The organism is Herbaspirillum chlorophenolicum (assembly GCF_001189955.1).
Taxonomy (GTDB): Bacteria; Pseudomonadota; Gammaproteobacteria; order Burkholderiales; family Burkholderiaceae_D; genus Herbaspirillum; species Herbaspirillum chlorophenolicum.
In genome coordinates, this window is the sequence record NZ_LFLT01000057.1 from 1 (window position 1) to 18090 (window position 18090).

Sequence of the window (18090 nt, forward strand, 5' to 3'; positions counted from 1 at the left end):
GGTCTGCATCGCATTACCGTGAGTCTGGACGCGATTGACGAGCAAGTCTTTCGTCGCATGAACGATGTCGATTTTTCGGTCGATACTGTTTTGCGTGGAATCGATGCCGCATTAGCATCTGGTCTGGCGCCGGTAAAAGTGAATATCGTTGTAAAGCGGGGCGTCAACGATGATCAGATCCTCCCATTGATCGAACACTTCCGTGGCAGTGGTGCCATTCTTCGGTTCATTGAATTCATGGACGTCGGATCGACCAATGGTTGGAAATCTGATCATGTCCTTCCTTCAGATGATATTGTGAGCCTGGTTCAGGAGCATCATGCCCTGGAGTCACTGGCTCACGATCGATTCGGAGAAACCGCGCGGCGTTACAAGCTGGCCGACGGCAGTCTCGAAATCGGATTGATCTCCAGCATCACGGCGCCTTTTTGTGGAACCTGCAATCGCGTCCGCTTATCGACTGATGGAAAACTGTATACCTGTCTTTTTGGCTCGCATGGCGCCGACTTGCGCACCACATTGCGCGATCCACTCTCCACTGACGAACTCTTAAATCAACAACTGGCAAATATTTGGCGGGCACGCGATGACCGCTACTCGGAGCGACGCGCTACGCTCAACGCGGCCCGCTCAGCTAAAGTTGAGATGTCGTATATCGGTGGATAAAAATACGCAGTTACTGATCCGTAACGGCATTTGGTTACTCATTCGTAACGTGAACGATATGCTGCAACACAGCAAGCGAATGAATTCAATCACTTAACAAATCGCCGTAGGTGAGCACGCAAATTGCCTAGTAGATGTCACCACACAACGAGGGAGACATTCGATGGACAATCAAGTGAGCCGCCGCGCATTCCTGAAAGCCACAACGGCGACTGTTGCTGCTGTCGGCACCGTGGGCACGCACGCAACGGCCGAAGCTGCAACCAAAACAAAGCCAAATCTGGGTGCGACAACCTTGCCTTATCCGTCGACGGCAGTAGGCAAGTCTCGCGGCATGAAGGTGCTGACCCCCGTCAGTTTTAATTATCCCGACGCGGCATCTCCTTGCGTCGCCCTCAAGATGGACTCTGCAGCTCCAGGTGGTGTGGGCCCCGAAGGAAACATCGTGGCTTACAGCATTCTGTGTTCGCACATGGGCTGCCCGGTGTCGTTTGATACCGACGCCAAGACATTCAAATGTCCCTGTCACTACTCGATCTTCGATCCGGAGAACAATGGCCAGATGGTCTGTGGGCACGCGACCGAGAATCTTCCGCAAATTGATCTGAAGTACGACGCCAAGACGGATTCCGTCACTGCCGTCGGCGTCAATGGCTTGATTTACGGCCGTCAATCCAACTTACTCTGATCGGGGAGATATCATGGCGAATCTGAAAGACCGTATCGCATTGCCACCGGTCAATGCACAAAAGACCAACATGACGTGCCACTTCTGTATCGTCGGTTGCGGTTATCACGTCTACAAATGGGATGCCAACAGCGAAGGTGGTCGGGCCCCTAACCAAAATGCGTTGGGGCTGGATTTTACGAAACAGCTTCCACCCATGGCCGTAACGCTAACGCCAGCGATGACGAACGTCATCACCGGGAGGGACGGCAAGCGCAGCAACATCATGATCGTTCCGGACAAACAGTGTTCCGTCAATTCCGGTCTCAGTTCAACGCGTGGCGGAAAAATGGCGTCCTATATGTACACCCCGGATGGCATCACTGACGAGCGCTTGCTGTATCCACGTCTGTATGCGAGCGATCAATGGCTGGATACTTCATGGGACAACGCACTTGCCATCTATGGCGGTTTGATCAAGAAGATCCTGGACAAGGATGGCCCACGCAGCATCATGTATTCGACGTTTGACCATGGTGGCGCCGGCGGTGGCTTTGAAAATACCTGGGGTACCGGTAAATTGATGTTTACCGCCATCAAGACGCCGACCGTGCGTATCCATAATCGTCCTGCGTACAACTCCGAATGCCATGCAACCCGCGAAATGGGCGTTGGCGAGCTGAACAATAGCTACGAAGATGCCCAGGTTGCTGATGTCATCTGGTCCATCGGCAACAATCCCTATGAAGCGCAAACCAATTATTTTCTGAATCACTGGCTGCCCAATCTATCGGGCGCAACCGTAGAAAAGAAAAAGCAGTGGTTCGCTGGCGAACCTGTCGAGGCGGGACGTTTCATTTTTGTGGATCCGCGCCGTACCACGTCCATCGTTATTGCCGAGCAAATGGCCAAGGACCGCGTGCTGCATCTGGATATCAATCCGGGAACCGACGCAGCACTGCTCAATGGACTGTTTTCTTATGTCGTCGAGCAAGGATGGATTGCGAAGGAATTCATCGCCGCGCACACCAGCGGGTTCGATGAAGCTGTCAAGACAGCCAAGATCAGTCTGGCTGAATGCAGTCGCATCACGGGCGTGTCGGAAGCGAAGTTGCGGCAGGCGGCTGAATGGTCTTATAAGCCGAAGGCACCAGGTATAACACCCCGTACCATGCACGCCTATGAGAAAGGAATCATCTGGGGAAATGACAACTACAACATTCAGTCCGCTCTCCTGAATCTGGTGATTGCTACTCAAAACGTCGGTCGGCGTGGCACCGGCTGCGTGCGCATGGGCGGCCACCAGGAAGGATATGTGCGGCCCCCGCATCCGACCGGTGAAAAGATCTACGTGGACCAAGAAATTATCCAAGGCCGCGGCCGCATGATGACCTGGTGGGGATCCAACAACTTCCAGACCTCCAACAACGCCCAGGGACTGCGTGAAGCGACCATTCGCAGAAGCCAGATCGTCAAGGACGCCATGACCAAGGCCCGTGGGGCGACTGCAGCGGAGATGGTGGAGATTATCTACGAAGCGACCAGCAAGGGCGGCCTCTTTGTGGCCAGCATCAATCTCTACCCAACCAAGCTTGCTGAGGCAGCTCACCTGATGCTGCCGGCGGCGCACCCGGGCGAGATGAATCTGACGTCAATGAACGGCGAGCGGCGCATGCGTTTGTCGGAGAAGTTTATGGATCCACCGGGCGAAGCCATGCCGGATTGCCTGATCGCGGCGCGGGTTGCCAATACGGTCAAAGGCCTCTATGCCGCCGAGGGTAAAACCGACATGGTGGCGCAATTCTCCGGATTTGACTGGAAGACCGAAGAAGACGCGTTCAATGACGGGTTCCGGCGCGCTGGACAGCCGGGCGCAGGTCCGATCGACAGTCAAGGTGGCGATACTGGCCATCTGGCGACCTATGCGCTGCTGCGCTCTGCTGGTACAAACGGCGTGCAGTTGCCGATCAAGCGTGTCGAGAACGGCAAGTTGATTGGTACGCCGATTCACTACGACGACAACAAGTTTGACACCAAGGACGGCAAGGCGCAGTTCAAACCTGCATCGTGGACGGGATTGCCACCACCGGTACAGGCGCTGAAAGAAAAGCACAAGTTCTGGCTGAACAACGGTCGTGCGAATGAAGTCTGGCAGACCGCATACCACGATCAGTACAACGAATTCGTCAAAGGGCGCTATCCCTTGGCCTACATCGAGCTCAATCCCGATGACGCTCGCGCTCTAGGCGTCGTCGCCGGTGATGTGGTTGAAGTGTTCAATGACTATGGATCAACCCATGCGATGGCCTATCCGGTCAAAGACATTAAGCCGTCGCAAACTTTCATGTTGTTCGGCTACGTTAACGGTATCCAAGGCAATGTCACGACAGATTGGGTGGATCGCAACATCATTCCTTATTACAAAGGAACATGGGGAAGCATCCGCAAGGTCGGCTCTATCGAGCGCTATAAGAAAGCAGTTTCTACCAAACGACGCGCGTTCGATAACGTATAGAGAACGTCTTATTTGCGCGGAGGGATTTATCTTTCCGCATTTACTTTAGAAAGGCTCCTATGTTTTTGCGTATTATCACTGTTGCAAGTGCATTAGTCGTCAGTGCGAATGCTTATGCTGTGGATGCAAGCAAAGCAAAACTTATTGTTGGCAAATCTGACTGTATGACCTGTCATGCTGCGAACAACAAAATTGTCGGGCCTGGCTTTAACGAAGTGGCTACGAAGTACAAGGGAGACAAAGGTGCACCCGATTCTCTCGCGAAGAAAATCAAGAACGGTGGCGCTGGTGTCTGGGGGGCAATTCCAATGCCCGCACATCCAAGTCTATCGGACGCAGAGGCCAAACTCCTTGCGCAGTGGATTCTGGAAGGAGGAAAGTAACTCGGCGACTCAGAATAACGCAGTGGCTGCGCCTTGCCTGTCTGAGCGACAAGGAAATTCAGCTGTAATATGACTTTTCCTCGTTGCGAAGTGCGGCCCCAACACCTAACGGTACTAACTCGAAACTAGTCAATGGCTTTCTGTTTTTGAGGGACGAGTCACTCCAACATCTCGCGATGGTAGGGGACATGGGAATCGACGTAGCGAGACGCAGACGCAACATTTTTCCATCTGACATATTCCATGAGGGGCCGCAGCTCCCAACCATTAGCACTGGCCCTCGTGGCGAATCCGCGACGCAAGGAGTGTGAGGTATATAGATGTACGTCTCTCACGCCGGCGGCCTTTAGAATGCGCCGGAACAACGGGATGATGCTGTCCGCATTGACCGGTGCCTCACTGATCGCGCCTCATCGGTCGATGCCACGGGAGACGGCGCCGGTTCTTAGGCCGCTGACTGCTAGCAAATCCAAGTGGGCAGTCACTGGGCAGAGCTTTGATAAAACCGGAGTTTTTTAGCTTGTGCCCTTGAGGCTTCGATCCGCCTATGTGCGCGGCAAATATATCGCCATAATTGCCTTCCAAAGGCGTAGGCATTCGGCAGTCAGCCATCCGTTCAAGGCAGCTAGGCTGGAAAATGGCGTGACTTTTCGCCATATCCTGTTGCGACTGTCCCGAACATTCTTTTCGACTTTCCCTTTTTCTCGTCCGGAAGCGGGATTGCAGAATTCTGCATCGAACAGGTACCCGTACGCTGATGAACCCAAAGTTCGCTAAGGTCTTCATCTAAGAACACCGCCTGCCGTTCGACGTCACTCGCGCCTACGACGGAGCCTTCGACATCTGTCATCCGCGAATCTTGACCGCCGAACGCGGCAAGGAAATGTAGACTGCGCTGCAGAACTGACTATAGAGAGCTGGACAGAGTAAAAGGTGGGCAACTTCGGTGGCGAGCCCTTTTCTCTGGCGATCAGTCAGGTGTTGGCCAACCACCAGGTAGAGAAAGCGTCGAGGTCTTTGTGCTGAGACTGCACGATCCTCAATTCGTCGCCTGTGTTGGGACTGCCGTTGGGCTCACGTACTACCAGCGCAGCATGAATGTCGGCCGGTAGGCCGCGCATATAGGGGAGATAATCGTCGACGAATGCGACGGGAGACAATTTTGCCAGTGTCTCTGCTTTCGGGCTGATAGGGCCGGCGGTGCCATGAGTCGCATAGACCCGATCGACAGGAAAGCCGCAATCCTGAATGTTCTTCGTGCGAGCTGCTAAAAATTGATCTTCTATGGCGCTAACGCAGACCAGCTCATAGCCTGCCGCGCGCAATCGTTGGCAAGCCTCAATCGCACCTTTACAGGGCGGTATGGAACTCCAAAACTCTTCGTTGAAATGCGACCGGAAATGTGCCAATCGCGGGCCTAAGAGTTTTTCAACATCCCAGCGGTCGATCGGCCAATAAGCATGAGGATCGCGGAGGGAAGGTAAATATCCAAACGCCCGTGACCATGCGTCGCGGTATGCCGCGTGGTAGTCCAGCAATACACCATCTGCATCGAGAGCAATGAGAGCCATGGTCGAAGCGCGAGTTACACCGACATCCTCAATCGTGATCGTCGAGCTTCATCGTATGCCGATTTTCAGCAAATGCAATGCGCATCTGAAAGATTTCAACGTCCTTTACGGAAATGGAGCACATCCAGAGCCTGTACCCACTTACGATCCTAGCTATCGTCTGGATGCGAGCTTAGGTCATTCCTCAGGGACCGCATACTTGTATGTCTGAAGGAAATTGAGGATGTACTCCCTGTCTAAAGCTTTGGGGCAACATCTTTTTGGTATTGGTGCCGATAAAAGCCAGTTGTAACTCCGTGATCGCCTAGGACTTTATTCAGTTTCGCCTCCACATTTCGTCCTTTATGGTTCGCAACCATCTCCATTGAGGCGGCTAAGGTCAAAGAAGGGAGGGTGTTCAATGTCTCGCGCGCTGATCAGTCGTAGTCCTTATCTCGCTCGCCTTCAAAACGAAGGCTACGCGATTGAGGTTCGCATTACTTCATCCGAGATAGCAAAATTGACGAGCTTTTTTCTTGCTGTTTTGCATCATGTAAATCTAATTGGAATAATAAGCCGTAATTGCAAAATTATAGTATTAATGCCGCTATGGATGGGCTGCATGTGCCGTAACTTTAGTAATAACATGTGTGGTCAGTTCATGCAACAAACCTTATTCCACCGTCACCGATTTAGCCAGATTACGCGGCTTGTCCACATCGGTACCGCGTGCCAGCGCGGTATGGTAAGCCAGCAATTGCAGAGGCACCACGTGCAGGATAGGCGAGAGCACACCATAGTGCTCGGGCATGCGGATCACATGCAGGCCTTCGCTTGAGTTGATGTGTGAATCGCCGTCGGCGAACACATAGAGCTGGCCGCCGCGGGCGCGGACTTCCTGCATGTTCGATTTCAGCTTTTCCACCAGTGCGTCGTTGGGAGCGATGGTGACGACCGGCATCTGGTCGGTCACCAGCGCCAGCGGGCCGTGCTTGAGTTCGCCGGCAGCGTAGGCTTCGGCGTGGATGTAGGTGATTTCCTTGAGCTTCAAGGCGCCTTCCAGTGCGATCGGGTAGTGCAGGCCGCGGCCGAGGAAGAGGGCGTTTTCGCGGCGGGCGAAGGCTTCGGCCCAAGCCACGATGCTGGGTTCCAGTGCCAGCACGCTTTGCAGTGCGGCAGGCAGGTGGCGCATGGCTTTGAGGTGGGCTTCTTCCTGTTCCTGCGTCAGCAGGCCGCGTATTTGCGCCAGCGAAAGCGTGAGCAGGAGCAAGGCCACCAGTTGGGTGGTGAACGCCTTGGTCGAGGCGACGCCGACTTCGACGCCGGCGCGCGTGATGTAGGCCAGTTCGCATTCGCGCACCATCGCGCTGGTGGCGACGTTGCAGATGGTCAGCGTGTGCGCCATGCCGAGGCTGCGTGCATGCTTGAGTGCGGCCAGCGTGTCGGCGGTTTCGCCGCTTTGCGAAATGGTGACGACCAGCGATTTCGGATTGGGCACGCTGTCGCGATAGCGGTATTCGCTGGCGATCTCGACGTTGACCGGGATCTTGGCGATCGATTCCAGCCAGTACTTGGCGGTGAGGCCGGCGTAGTAGCTGGTGCCGCAAGCCAGGATCAGAACCGAGTCGATTTCCTTGAAGATCTTGTAGGCCTTGTCGCCGAACAGTTCGGGCATGATGCCAGCCACGCCTTCGAGCGTGTCGGCGATGGCGCGGGGCTGCTCGAAAATTTCCTTTTGCATGTAGTGCTGGTAGGGGCCGAGTTCGACCGCGCTGCTGAAGGCTTGCACGGTGCGCACTTCGCGTTCGGCCGGCTTGCCTGCGGCGTCGACGATCCAGACTTTCTGCAATTGCAGGTCAACCACGTCGCCTTCTTCCAGGTAGATGATCTGGTCGGTGGTGCCGGCCAGCGCCATGGCATCGGAGGCGACGAAGTTCTGGCCAACGCCTAAGCCAACGATCAGCGGTGAGCCCTGGCGGGCGGCGACTACGCGGTGCGGTTCGTCGGATGAGAACACGGCGATGGCATAGGCGCCGGTCAGGCGGCGCACGGCCTGTTGCACGGTGGCGAACAGGTCGCCGTCGTACATGTGGTCGATCAGGTGGGCGATGACTTCGGTGTCGGTCTGGCTTTCGAACACGTAGCCGGCAGCTTGCAGCTCGGCGCGTAGTTCGTCGTGGTTTTCGATGATGCCGTTGTGGACCAGCGCGATGCGGTCGCGCGAGAAGTGCGGATGGGCATTATGCGTGGCGGGGGCGCCGTGGGTAGCCCAGCGCGTGTGGGCGATGCCGGTGAAACCGGCCAGGCCGGTCTGTTCTATCTGCTTTTGCAGCTCGGCTACGCGCGAGGTGCTGCGTGAGCGCTGCAGCTTGCCGTTCACGTACAGCGCGACGCCGCAGGAATCGTATCCGCGGTATTCGAGGCGCTTTAAGCCCTCGAGCAGGATGGGAGTGACGTTTTGTTGCGCAACTGCGCCGACGATACCGCACATGCTGGACCTCGCTGGAAGAAATGTGAGGCCATATTAGGCGAGTAGGAGTGAAATAAGATTTCTAAAATAAATCAAATATGAATTATTATTGCTCTTAAAATTGATGATGAAATTAAATGAAATATATATTAATTATACGAAATTATATTTCTCATTGCATTGGCTAAACAGCATGATTACAACCTGGATGCCGGATGAAACTTGAACTCGATGATCTGGATCGCCGCATCCTGAAGGCGCTGCAAACCGATGCCAGCCAGACCAACCATCAGTTGGCGGAGTCGGTGCACGCGTCGCCGCCCACATGTTTGCGCCGGGTCAAGCGGCTGACCGAGGCGGGTGTGATCGCACGTCAGGTGGCCTTGCTGGATACGGAAAAACTGGCATCGACCTTGACCGCCATCGTCGAAATCACGCTGGATCGCCAGGGGGATGAAGAGCAGCAATCGTTCGAGTCGCTGGTGGCCGATGAGCCGGCGGTGCAGCAGTGCTACCGGGTGTCGCCTGGCCCGGATTTTGTGCTGGTGGTGCTGGTGGCCGACATGCCTGCCTACCATGCGCTGGCGCATCGCTTGTTCGCTTCGCAAAAGAATGTGCGCAACGTGCGCAGCTATTTCTCGATTCTGCGCAGCAAGTTCGAGACGGCGGTTCCTATCGATGCACAGAAGGAATAGACAGGAACAGGGGCAATATAAAAAGGACCGGCTCGCGATGTGCTGATCCGGTCCTTTTCGTTTTGCGGGACTGTTCGCCCGGACGATTATTTCTTGATTTTTACCGGACGCTGCCAGCCCGGCAGCGAGAGCTGCTTGGCGCGCGATAGCGTGAGCTGGCCGGCAGGGGCATCCTTGGTCAGCGTGGTGCCGGCGCCCAGTGTGGCGCCCTTGCCGACCCGCACCGGCGCCACCAGTTGCGAATCGCTGCCGATGAAGGCGTCGTCTTCGATGACGGTGCGGAATTTGTTGGCGCCGTCGTAATTGCAGGTGATCACGCCGGCGCCGATGTTGACGCCGCTGCCCACGTCGGCATCACCCACGTAAGCCAGGTGGTTGGCCTTGCTGCCGACGCCGACGATGCTGTTCTTGACCTCGACGAAGTTGCCCACATGGACATCCTGCGCCAGTTCGGTGCCGGGGCGCAGGCGTGCATACGGGCCGACCTGGGCGCTGGCGCCGACTACCGCGCCTTCGATATGGGAGAAGGGTTTGATATTGGCGCCGGCGCCGATGCTGGCGTTCTTGATGACGCAATTGGCACCGATGGCGGCGCCTTCGGCGATGCTGACACGGCCTTCGAACACGCAGTTGACGTCGATGGCGACATCGCGGCCGCAGACGAGCTCGCCGCGTACATCGATACGCGCCGGGTCGGCCAGCGTCGCCCCCAGCTCAAGCAGTTTGTTGGCGATATTGCGCTGGTGCACGCGTTCCAGTTCAGCCAGTTGGGCCTTGCTGTTGACGCCCAGCGTTTCGGCCACGTCGCCGGGTTGGGCGGAAACCACTTCGACGCCGTCGGCTACGGCCAGGGCGATGATGTCAGTCAAATAATATTCGCCCTGGGTGTTCTTGTTGGACAGCGCGGCCAGCCATTTGCGCAGCCTGGCCGTGGGCGCGGCGATGATGCCGGTGTTGATCTCGCGGATGGCGCGCTGGGCTTCGCTGGCATCCTTTTGCTCGACGATGCTGGTGATCCTGCCGTTCTCGCGCACGATGCGGCCGTAGCCGGTCGGGTCGTCCAGGGTAATGGTCAGGACGCCCAGCTTGTCGTTGCCGGCCGCATCCAGCAGGCGCTGCAGCGAGGCAGGCGTGGTCAGCGGCACGTCGCCGTAGAGGATCAGGGTCGGCGCATCGTCCTCGATGTGCGGCAAGGCTTGCATCACCGCGTGGCCGGTGCCCAGTTGCGGTTCCTGTTTGGCGAACGACAGGCCGGCGTCCGCGAAAGCCTTGGGCACCGCATCGCCGCCGTGGCCGTAAACCACGCATAACTTCTTGGGCGAGAGCGAACGGGCGGTGTCGATGACGTGGCCCAGCAGTGGTTTTCCAGCGAGCGGATGCAAGACTTTGGGCAGGGCCGATTGCATGCGTTTGCCCATGCCTGCGGCGAGGATGACGATGTTCATGTAAGAGCTTGTATCGAGCGAAACGAAAGCCGAAAGTCTAGCATGCAGGCATTGTTCCCGGCCTTGTCCAAATGCAAAGTTGAAGGTCATTTCCGCATGTACTCGGCCCTTTGCGTAGCTGGGCGGCAATTATGATGGCAGTCTGCACGGAGTACGCCTGATGCGCCGGAAAGCCTGCTGCGGGTTGCAGCGCGGCATCATTCCGGAGGACGGGTTCCAATAGCGCCAAGATAACGATAACGGATTCCGGCAAGGCCGGGATATCCATGGAAGCAGTGAATGAAGATCTTATTGTTGAACGACGAGTTTTATACCACCGGCGCGAGCATTGCGATGTTGCGCCTGGCAGAACGGCTTGTGCAGAACCATGAGGTGTACGTCATGCCGCGTATCGACGGCCCGGGCGATGTGCGCAAGAAGTTCGAAGCGTTGGGCATTCCCATCGTCAAGAACATCGAGAGTGCCGATGTGATCGTCTCCAACTGCATCTTGTCAGGGGCGGCGGTAGCTGATCTGGCGTCGAGATGCCCGGTGGTCTGGTGGATCCATGAGGCCGAAATCGGGCGCGATCTGCTCATACACTATCCGCAAATGGCGCCCGGTTTCAAGAAGGCATCGCATATCGTCTTCCAGACCGCATTCCAGCGCATCGTTTATGGCAGTTTCCTGTTCGACAGCCCTGCTGCCGTGCATGTCTTGCCGTTCTGGAACGATGCCATCTACAAGCAGGAAGACCTGACGCCGAAGCCGAAAGACAAGAAACGCATCGTCTGCATTGGCACCATTGAACCGCGCAAGCGCATGGAAGACACCATCATGGCGGTCAATGCCATGGACGAGGAGTTGCGCAACAGTGTCGAAGTGCTCTTCATCGGCAAGTATCTGCAAATGAGCGACGGCGCCAAACGCCTGGTCGAGGCGCTGCCTGAGCGCTATCGATTGATGGGCGAGCTGCCCAATGAGGAAACCCTGCGCTACCTGGCATCGGCCGATGCTTACGTGCTGGCCAGCAATTCCGAATCGCAGCCGCTGACGATCTGGGAGGCTTTCGAGCTGGAGGTGCCGGTCTGCCTGTCCGACTTGGAAACCTACCGTCATATTGGCTTGCGCAACGGCGTCAATGTGCTGATGCATCCGGTGGGCAATATTGAAGTGCTGGCATCCAACTTGCGCATCCTGATGACCAGCGACGATGTGCGCCGCAGTGTCACCCGTGCCGGCAAGGGCTTGTTGCTCAACCACCTTGCCAGCGACTGGGCCGACGAGTTTGAACGCATCATCTATCGGGCGCAGACGCAGGCTGAGATCAAGAAACTGGGCTACTGAATCTGGATTGGGAATAACGATGACTTTCAACGAACGTGTGACAAATCTTCTGCAGATGCCGCTCTCGCCGATTACCTGGGACAGTATTCTGCGGGAGTGCGACCGCCTGGACCAGGATTTTCCTCACATCCATTCCGCCTACAAGTGGACGCTGGATTACAGGCGTTTCCAGGTCGAGCATGAGCGCGGCAATAACGGCGCAGCAATCTGGCACCTGAAGTCGGCCATTGCCACCATGCCTTACAACAGCGAGATCGTGGAAGATTATCGGCAACTGGTCAAAAAGGAGGCTGGCATACATAGTCTCGTGCTGATCATTACCAGCAAGATCAACGAAGCAAAGGCTTTCCGGCTGGCCGCGCAATTCGACCAGGCCGACATCGATTACATGATCGTCAGTGGCGCTGACACGCCATCTATCGCCCATGCGCGCGCCCTGCAGGTGGATGTGTCCGACCGCTACGAATCGAATCCGCAAAAGGTGGCGGCGGCTTTCACCTGGGTTTATGAAAACATCGGCGCCAATGTCGGTGTGCTGAAGGTCGATGACGATATGGTCCTGCAGGACGGCGCGAAGCTGCGTGCAAGCCTGGAGCGGCTTGCGCACGAAGGTGGATATGCCGGCGTGCCTTCCGGCGGAAGCGAACATGACCGCTGCTGGCACTGGGGTCTATGCCTGAGCCAGGACCTGAACAAGCGCGTCTATGGACGCCCCGTGTTGCGGCCTTGGGCCGCGGGCGGCGCGTACTATCTGGGAGCCCGGGCGCTGGAAAAGCTGATCCTGTCGCTGATGCGTTTTCCAGGACTGTTCGAGGGCGAATATTACGAGGACAAGCTGATCGGCGATGTCCTGGTCTTCGAAGGCGAGCAGCTCAATGACGTTGGCGGCTACGCTGCTTTCGGTCTGTCCGAGGCTACGGCTGCATCCGCCCCCGGTGTGCAGGCGCCAATGGCGGCAGCGCCGGTGGCGCCGGTCGTTACGATCGCGCCACCGGCTGCCGCCAGCGTTCCCCCCCCCGCTCCGGCAGCGCCGGCCTCGGTCTCGCAGAAGGGCGGCGCGGCGCTCAGGCTGTCGGAATGGAACAGCCGCTGACGGACGGCATTACAGGATCATTACGGGACAGGATTTCATCAGGTATGAATACTTTCAATGTTTGTGTCGGGCATCTGCCATTCCCTGAAAAGCATACACATTTCATCGATCTGGTCATTGCACCCAACGTCTTCAGTGGAGGCGGAAAACGCAAGGCGATCGTGCCGGATGATCTGTACGGGGAAAACGGCCACTCCCTATCCGAGTATGGGCAATTGTTTTGGCTGTACAACAAAATAGATGCGCTGGCGCCGGATGCCGAATATGTGAATATCTTCCAGTACCGCCGGTTTGTATCGCCGCAACCGGTGGCCGGCAATCGCGCCAGCAATGGATCATGGATCACTACCATCCAGGAAGACGATCTGGACGCCTATGCGGCCTGCTTCAGCCGCACTTACGAGGGGCCATGCTTCAACACACCGGTACGGTTTCCGGACGGCGTACTGACGCAGTACGCTACGCAGCACGTGCTTGAGGACATGCTGAACTTCGTGAAATACCTGATCGAGATCGAGATGTTTTCGCCGCGGGACGCCGCCAAATTTCTGCGTTCCGAACACATCATTCCCGCATGCAGCGTCGGCATCTACGATGTGAAGACCTTCAAGAAGCTGTTTGCCTACCTTGAGCGGGCGGCCGATTTCCTGCATTCGCCCTATTTCGTCGCGCGCGAGGGATACCAGCGCCGTTCCATGGGATTCCTGCTGGAGCGTTTGCAGAGTTTCATGATCCTGGAATTGCTCGGGCAGGGCGCGAGGTTCGGCCAGAACATGATGCTGTCAGAATCGCAGGCAGTCACTTCGACGACAGGCCGGGTCACATAGGGCCGCGCTTGCCGGTGCCGTTGTTCATGCGGCAGGCAGGACAGGATAAGGAAAGGGGCGCAATCCGGCCCCGAGGGCAAGAACATAATCTGAGAAGGATGGAGAAATGGCGAACAAGGTTGCATTGATCACCGGCGTCACGGGTCAGGATGGCGCTTATCTGGCGGAGCTGCTGCTCAGCAAGGGATATATCGTCCACGGACTCAAGCGCCGCGCTTCGCAGTTCAATACGGCCCGGGTCGACCACCTTTACAATGACCCGCACGAAGAGGGTGTGCGCTTCTTCCTGCACCACGGCGACCTGAGCGATTCGTCGAATCTGACGCGCATCATCCAGCAGACGCAGCCGGACGAAATCTACAACCTGGCGGCCATGAGCCACGTCGCGGTCAGTTTCGAGTCTCCCGAATATGCCGCCGATGTGGACGGCGTGGGCACGTTGCGGCTGCTGGAGTCGATCCGCCTGCTGGGCATGGCCAAGAAGACCCGTTTTTACCAGGCATCCACTTCCGAGATGTTTGGCCTGGTGCAGGAAGTGCCGCAAAAGGAAACGACGCCCTTCTATCCGCGCAGCCCCTATGCCGTGGCCAAGCTGTATGCGTACTGGATTACCGTCAACTACCGCGAAGCCTACGGCATCTACGCCTGCAACGGCATCCTGTTCAACCACGAGTCGCCGCTGCGCGGCGAGAATTTCGTTACCCGCAAGATTACCCGCGCGCTCACCCGCATCAAGCTGGGGTTGCAGGACCATTTGTACCTCGGCAACCTCAACGCCCTGCGCGACTGGGGGCATGCCAAGGATTATGTGGAGATGCAATGGCTCATGCTGCAGCAGGACAAGCCTGAGGATTTCGTGATCGCTACCGGCGTCCAGCACAGCGTCCGGGATTTCGTGAACATCGCCGCGCAAGAGCTCGGCATCAAGATGCACTGGAAAGGCGAAGGCGTGGACGAGAAGGGCTATGACGACAACGGGAAATGCATTGTATCGGTCGATCCCCGCTATTTCCGCCCGACCGAAGTCGAAACCCTGCTGGGCGATTCTTCGAAGGCCAAGACCTTGCTGGGCTGGGAGCCGAAGATTTCGTTCCGCGAATTGGTGGAGGAGATGGTGCGGGAAGACTTGAAGACCACCGAACGGGACGAACTGACAAAGCGCCACGGCTATTACACCAACACCTATCATGAATAAGTGCGGAAAGAATCGCCCGGCGCAATGATGGGAGACGGCGTGTCAGTTCAAAAGACGGCATTGGTAACGGGGATCGCGGGGCAGGATGGCAGTTATCTCGCGGAACTGTTATGTGCTCGCGGTTATCGCGTAGTAGGGACCAGCCATGCCCGTGCCGGTACGGTCGAGGTGGGCAGCGCCCGGGTCGATGTGCTGCAGCTTGATCTGGCCGATACCGCGGCGGTGGCGCATGCGGTTGCCTCGGTGTCGCCCGACGAGATCTACAACCTGGCCGCCCGCGCTTCCAGCGCCCAGCTCTTCGACGAGCCTTTGGAAACCGCTGAGATCAACGGTCTGGCCACGGTACGTTTCCTTGAGGCCATTCGCCGGCATGCGCCGCAGGCCCGGTTCTGCCAGGCAGCCAGCAGCGAAATCTTTGCGGGTACGGACACGACTCCGCAAGACGAATCCACCGCCATCGTTCCGGTTAACAGTTATGGAGCGGCCAAGGCATATGGCTTGCATATGGTGCGCATGTACCGCAGCCGCCATGGTGTGCACGCATCGACGGCGATCCTGTTCAATCACGAGAGCCCACGGCGCGGGGAACATTACGTGACGCGCAAGATCAGCCGCGCGGCAGCCATGATTGCTGCCGGTCGCGCCACCGAGGTGGAGCTGGGCAATCTCGACAGCCGGCGCGACTGGACGTATGCGGGAGATGCGGTCGACGCCATGTGGCGGATGCTGCAGCACCCGGTCGGCGACGACTATGTCGTCGCCACCGGAAAGACGCATAGCGTCCGGGATTTCTGCAAATATGCCTTCGAGCATGTCGGCCTTGATTATGCGCGCCATGTCAGGGTGAATCCGGCCTTCTCCGGCAGAGCCGAATCTGTCGAGCTGCGCGGTAACCCGGCCAAGCTCGTCGCCCAACTGGGATGGTCGCCGAGCATCGCGTTTCCCGAGATGGTCAGAATGATGGTCGATGCCGACCTTAAGCTGCTGGAACACACTGGATAACTTCAATCGTAGGGATCTTTTATGTATACCGAACTGAAAGCATGCCGTATCTGCGGCAATACCCATCTTGAGCAGGTATTGGATCTGGGAGAGCAGACGCTGACCGGCGTGTTTCCGAAGAGGCGCGATCAAGCCATCACGCGGGGGCCGCTGCGCCTGCTCAAGTGCACGGGCAAGGACGGTTGCTGCGGGCTGCTGCAACTGGCGCATTCCTACGACCTGGACGAGATGTACGGCGCCAACTATGGCTACCGTTCAGGGCTCAACGCCAGCATGGTGAAACACCTCAATGCCAAGGTGGAACGCATCCTGAAATTGGTCGACGTCAGCGGCGATCCGATCATCCTGGACATCGGCAGCAACGATGGAACGACATTGCGCGCCTATGGCGACAAGATCGGCACGCGGGTGGGCATCGACCCTACCGCGGAAAAATTCCGCCAGTACTACCCGGAAGGCGTCACGATCGTCCCCGATTTCTTTTCGGAGAAGGCGTTTCATGGCGTGTTCCCTGGCAAGCAGGCGCGGGTGGTGACATCCTTCTCGATGTTCTATGACCTTGAGCGTCCGCTGGATTTCGTGCGCGAAGTTGCGAGCATCCTGGATGACAAGGGCATATGGGTGTTCGAGCAAAGCTATATGCCATTGATGCTGGTGCGCAATTCCTACGACACCGCTTGCCACGAACACCTCGAATACTATGCGCTCAAGCAGATCCACTGGATGACGGAGGCGGCCGGCCTGAAGATCGTCGACGTCGAATTCAACGATGTCAATGGCGGGAGTTTTTCGATCACCGCAGCCAAGAAGGACTCGGCTTACCAGGTGTTCTCCGGCCTGCAATCGATCTTGCAGCAGGAACAGGATGCGGGACTCGATACGTTGCAGCCTTATCGCGCATTTGCGCAGCGGGTCGCGGAGAACCGCGATGCGCTGCGCAGCTTTGTCGGCAAGGCGCTTTCAGAAGGCAAGCGCGTGGTGTGCCTGGGGGCATCGACCAAAGGCAACGTACTGCTGCAGTACTGTGGTTTTACGCCGGAAGAGATTGCATCGGTGGGCGAGGTCAATCCCGACAAGTACGGTAGCTTCACTCCCGGAACCTTGCTGCCCATCGTGCCGGAAGCGGAGTACATTGCAGACGAGCCGGACTACCTGATTGTCTTGCCCTGGCACTTCAGGGAGTTTTTCCTGAAGAACCACAAGTTGAAGAAGGGAAAGCTGGTCTTTCCGCTACCGCAGCTGGAGGTGATCGGCTGATCGCCAGGCGAAAAAAAAGACGGCGTGGGCCGTCTTTTTTTTGCTGGTGTAGATTTTACTTGGGGGCGATCAGGTAGTTGATGCCATCTACGGTTTTGACAAATTTATAGCCTATCGCCGCGACGAAGTCGACATAGTCTTGGAGGGTCGTATTGAACTCTTTTTGGAACTGTTCTTCGTATTCGAAAATGATCGGCATTTGATGGCGGCGAATGGTTTCCTTCGCACCCACCATGGCGAACAAGTCGCAACCTTGCACGTCAACCTTCATGAAGCTTACCGGGGTCTGGATATCCAGTGAGTCGATGGTAATGGTTTTGACCTCCCGTCCGAGCTTGGCATTGGGGTCAATGCCATACGAACCGAATGTCTTGAAGCGTACGAAATCCTGGTCAGGAAAGAAGACCGTCAATCCTTCTTCCTGGTGTGCCGCATTGCAGATGGTGCGCACATTCTGCAGTCCATTGACACGCACATTTTCCGACAGGATATGGTGGACATAATTATCGGCTTCGACGGAAACGACTTGGCCTTCTGGTCCGACCATGCGGGCAAACAGCAATGACATTTGCCCGAAGTTGGCGCCGACATCAATCACCGTGGAGCCTGAACGAACATTTTCCGCTGCGCATTGGATGATGTTGATATCGAAAATCGCACCAGACCTGATGGCTTGGGAAATCACATCGTCGTCAGGATACAGCGGCACAAACATCTTGCCGGCCGGATTGTCGACGAGTTCGATGGCTGGTTTGTTGGGGAAGCCGGCTATTCCGGCTTTGCGCTCCTGATATTGCGCAAGGAAGTCTTTCAGATTTTCCGGCGCAATCGTACGCACGGCGCATTCGAAGAAATCGCTGTTATGAGGAAAGGTCAGCGAAGCCGACTGATAGTGTTGGGCGGCTTTTACAGAATTTCCCTGTATTTCGCTGGCCGAGCCCAAATAGAACAATGCAATGGGATTGTGTGGCTGCAGTGCCAGGATTTGTGTAGATATCT

General features: G+C 56.8%; 16 protein-coding genes and 2 pseudogenes. 12 read left to right on the forward strand and 6 right to left on the reverse strand.

Features of this window, described 5'->3' with window-relative positions; all coding sequences use genetic code 11:
• The 4 genes from AKL28_RS21175 to AKL28_RS21190 all read left to right on the forward strand — a co-directional run.
• On the forward strand, positions 1-666 hold a 666-nt coding region (locus AKL28_RS21175; RefSeq protein ID WP_331456576.1), incomplete at its 5' end, for a GTP 3',8-cyclase MoaA.
• Positions 667-829: 163 nt separating this feature from the next.
• Complete coding sequence (locus AKL28_RS21180; protein ID WP_050470315.1) at positions 830-1354, forward strand: arsenate reductase (azurin) small subunit; 525 nt, start codon at positions 830-832, stop codon at positions 1352-1354.
• Between the two features lie 13 nt (positions 1355-1367).
• Complete coding sequence (locus AKL28_RS21185; protein WP_050470316.1) at positions 1368-3848, forward strand: arsenate reductase (azurin) large subunit; 2481 nt, start codon at positions 1368-1370, stop codon at positions 3846-3848.
• A gap of 59 nt (positions 3849-3907) precedes the next feature.
• Positions 3908-4231 (forward strand): c-type cytochrome, encoded by a 324-nt coding sequence (locus AKL28_RS21190; RefSeq protein ID WP_050470317.1) that lies wholly within the window; start codon positions 3908-3910, stop codon positions 4229-4231.
• A gap of 158 nt (positions 4232-4389) precedes the next feature.
• On the opposite strand, the gene AKL28_RS25395 is transcribed toward AKL28_RS21190, so the two are convergent.
• Entirely contained in the window at positions 4390-4635 is a 246-nt protein-coding gene (locus AKL28_RS25395) for a tyrosine-type recombinase/integrase (protein WP_082221607.1), read from the reverse strand.
• A gap of 165 nt (positions 4636-4800) precedes the next feature.
• Positions 4801-4977 (reverse strand): annotated as a pseudogene (locus AKL28_RS25400) (IS21 family transposase); the annotation flags it as partial.
• Between AKL28_RS25400 and AKL28_RS24645 the strand changes: the two are divergent.
• Positions 4977-5120, forward strand: a pseudogene (locus AKL28_RS24645) (MBL fold metallo-hydrolase); the annotation flags it as partial. The pseudogenes AKL28_RS25400 and AKL28_RS24645 overlap by 1 nt on opposite strands.
• Positions 5121-5205: 85 nt before the next feature.
• On the opposite strand, the gene AKL28_RS21195 reads toward AKL28_RS24645, so the two are convergent.
• Together AKL28_RS21195 and glmS are read right to left on the reverse strand one after the other, a co-directional pair.
• Positions 5206-5802, reverse strand: coding sequence for a 5' nucleotidase, NT5C type (locus tag AKL28_RS21195; protein WP_050470318.1), 597 nt, complete (start codon positions 5800-5802; stop codon positions 5206-5208).
• A gap of 652 nt (positions 5803-6454) precedes the next feature.
• Positions 6455-8272 carry a glutamine--fructose-6-phosphate transaminase (isomerizing) gene (gene glmS / locus AKL28_RS21200; RefSeq protein ID WP_050470319.1) on the reverse strand — a complete coding sequence of 606 codons (1818 nt, stop codon included), beginning with the start codon at positions 8270-8272 and terminating at the stop codon, positions 6455-6457.
• A 194-nt stretch (positions 8273-8466) separates the two neighbouring features.
• On the opposite strand from glmS, the gene AKL28_RS21205 reads away from it, so the two are divergent.
• Positions 8467-8946 (forward strand): Lrp/AsnC family transcriptional regulator, encoded by a 480-nt coding sequence (locus tag AKL28_RS21205; RefSeq protein ID WP_050470320.1) that lies wholly within the window; start codon positions 8467-8469, stop codon positions 8944-8946.
• A gap of 86 nt (positions 8947-9032) precedes the next feature.
• Here AKL28_RS21205 and glmU read toward each other — a convergent pair whose 3' ends face one another.
• Positions 9033-10391: a bifunctional UDP-N-acetylglucosamine diphosphorylase/glucosamine-1-phosphate N-acetyltransferase GlmU gene (gene glmU, locus AKL28_RS21210; RefSeq protein ID WP_050470321.1), complete on the reverse strand. Its 1359-nt coding sequence runs from the start codon at positions 10389-10391 to the stop codon at positions 9033-9035.
• A 279-nt stretch (positions 10392-10670) separates the two neighbouring features.
• Between glmU and AKL28_RS21215 the strand changes: the two genes are divergently transcribed.
• The 6 genes from AKL28_RS21215 to AKL28_RS21240 all read left to right on the forward strand — a co-directional run bounded on the left by AKL28_RS21215 (position 10671) and on the right by AKL28_RS21240 (position 17091).
• Positions 10671-11717: a glycosyltransferase family 4 protein gene (locus tag AKL28_RS21215; protein ID WP_050470322.1), complete on the forward strand. Its 1047-nt coding sequence runs from the start codon at positions 10671-10673 to the stop codon at positions 11715-11717.
• A gap of 19 nt (positions 11718-11736) precedes the next feature.
• Complete coding sequence (locus AKL28_RS21220) at positions 11737-12810, forward strand: hypothetical protein (protein ID WP_176573623.1); 1074 nt, start codon at positions 11737-11739, stop codon at positions 12808-12810.
• A complete protein-coding gene (locus AKL28_RS21225) occupies positions 12795-13637 on the forward strand; it encodes a hypothetical protein (protein WP_156226431.1) in 843 nt (280 codons plus the stop codon). Before AKL28_RS21220 ends, AKL28_RS21225 begins: the two co-directional genes overlap by 16 nt.
• Positions 13638-13743: 106 nt before the next feature.
• The gene (gene gmd, locus AKL28_RS21230; RefSeq protein ID WP_050470324.1) at positions 13744-14832 is read left to right on the forward strand and encodes a GDP-mannose 4,6-dehydratase; all 1089 of its coding nucleotides are present in this window, start codon (positions 13744-13746) and stop codon (positions 14830-14832) included.
• 39 nt (positions 14833-14871) lie between these two features.
• Positions 14872-15834 (forward strand): GDP-mannose 4,6-dehydratase, encoded by a 963-nt coding sequence (locus AKL28_RS21235; RefSeq protein WP_197091073.1) that lies wholly within the window; start codon positions 14872-14874, stop codon positions 15832-15834.
• 21 nt (positions 15835-15855) lie between these two features.
• Positions 15856-17091, forward strand: a complete 1236-nt coding sequence (locus AKL28_RS21240) for a class I SAM-dependent methyltransferase (protein WP_050470325.1) — start codon at positions 15856-15858, stop codon at positions 17089-17091.
• A gap of 55 nt (positions 17092-17146) precedes the next feature.
• On the opposite strand, the gene AKL28_RS21245 is transcribed toward AKL28_RS21240, so the two are convergent.
• Positions 17147-18090, reverse strand: a 944-nt coding sequence (locus AKL28_RS21245; protein WP_061286660.1) for an FkbM family methyltransferase, incomplete at its 5' end; no start/stop codon positions are given.

Excerpts from the sequence above, each read along its gene's own strand:
- AKL28_RS21180 (WP_050470315.1), top strand. The coding sequence starts at position 830 with ATGGACAATCAAGTGAGCCGCCGCGCATTCCTGAAAGCCACAACGGCG.
- AKL28_RS21185 (WP_050470316.1), top strand. The coding sequence starts at position 1,368 with ATGGCGAATCTGAAAGACCGTATCGCATTGCCACCGGTCAATGCACAA.
- AKL28_RS21190 (WP_050470317.1), top strand. The coding sequence starts at position 3,908 with ATGTTTTTGCGTATTATCACTGTTGCAAGTGCATTAGTCGTCAGTGCG.
- AKL28_RS21195 (WP_050470318.1), bottom strand. The coding sequence starts at position 5,802 with ATGGCTCTCATTGCTCTCGATGCAGATGGTGTATTGCTGGACTACCAC.
- glmS (WP_050470319.1), bottom strand. The coding sequence starts at position 8,272 with ATGTGCGGTATCGTCGGCGCAGTTGCGCAACAAAACGTCACTCCCATC.
- AKL28_RS21205 (WP_050470320.1), top strand. The coding sequence starts at position 8,467 with ATGAAACTTGAACTCGATGATCTGGATCGCCGCATCCTGAAGGCGCTG.
- glmU (WP_050470321.1), bottom strand. The coding sequence starts at position 10,391 with ATGAACATCGTCATCCTCGCCGCAGGCATGGGCAAACGCATGCAATCG.
- AKL28_RS21215 (WP_050470322.1), top strand. The coding sequence starts at position 10,671 with ATGAAGATCTTATTGTTGAACGACGAGTTTTATACCACCGGCGCGAGC.
- AKL28_RS21220 (WP_176573623.1), top strand. The coding sequence starts at position 11,737 with ATGACTTTCAACGAACGTGTGACAAATCTTCTGCAGATGCCGCTCTCG.
- AKL28_RS21225 (WP_156226431.1), top strand. The coding sequence starts at position 12,795 with ATGGAACAGCCGCTGACGGACGGCATTACAGGATCATTACGGGACAGG.
- gmd (WP_050470324.1), top strand. The coding sequence starts at position 13,744 with ATGGCGAACAAGGTTGCATTGATCACCGGCGTCACGGGTCAGGATGGC.
- AKL28_RS21240 (WP_050470325.1), top strand. The coding sequence starts at position 15,856 with ATGTATACCGAACTGAAAGCATGCCGTATCTGCGGCAATACCCATCTT.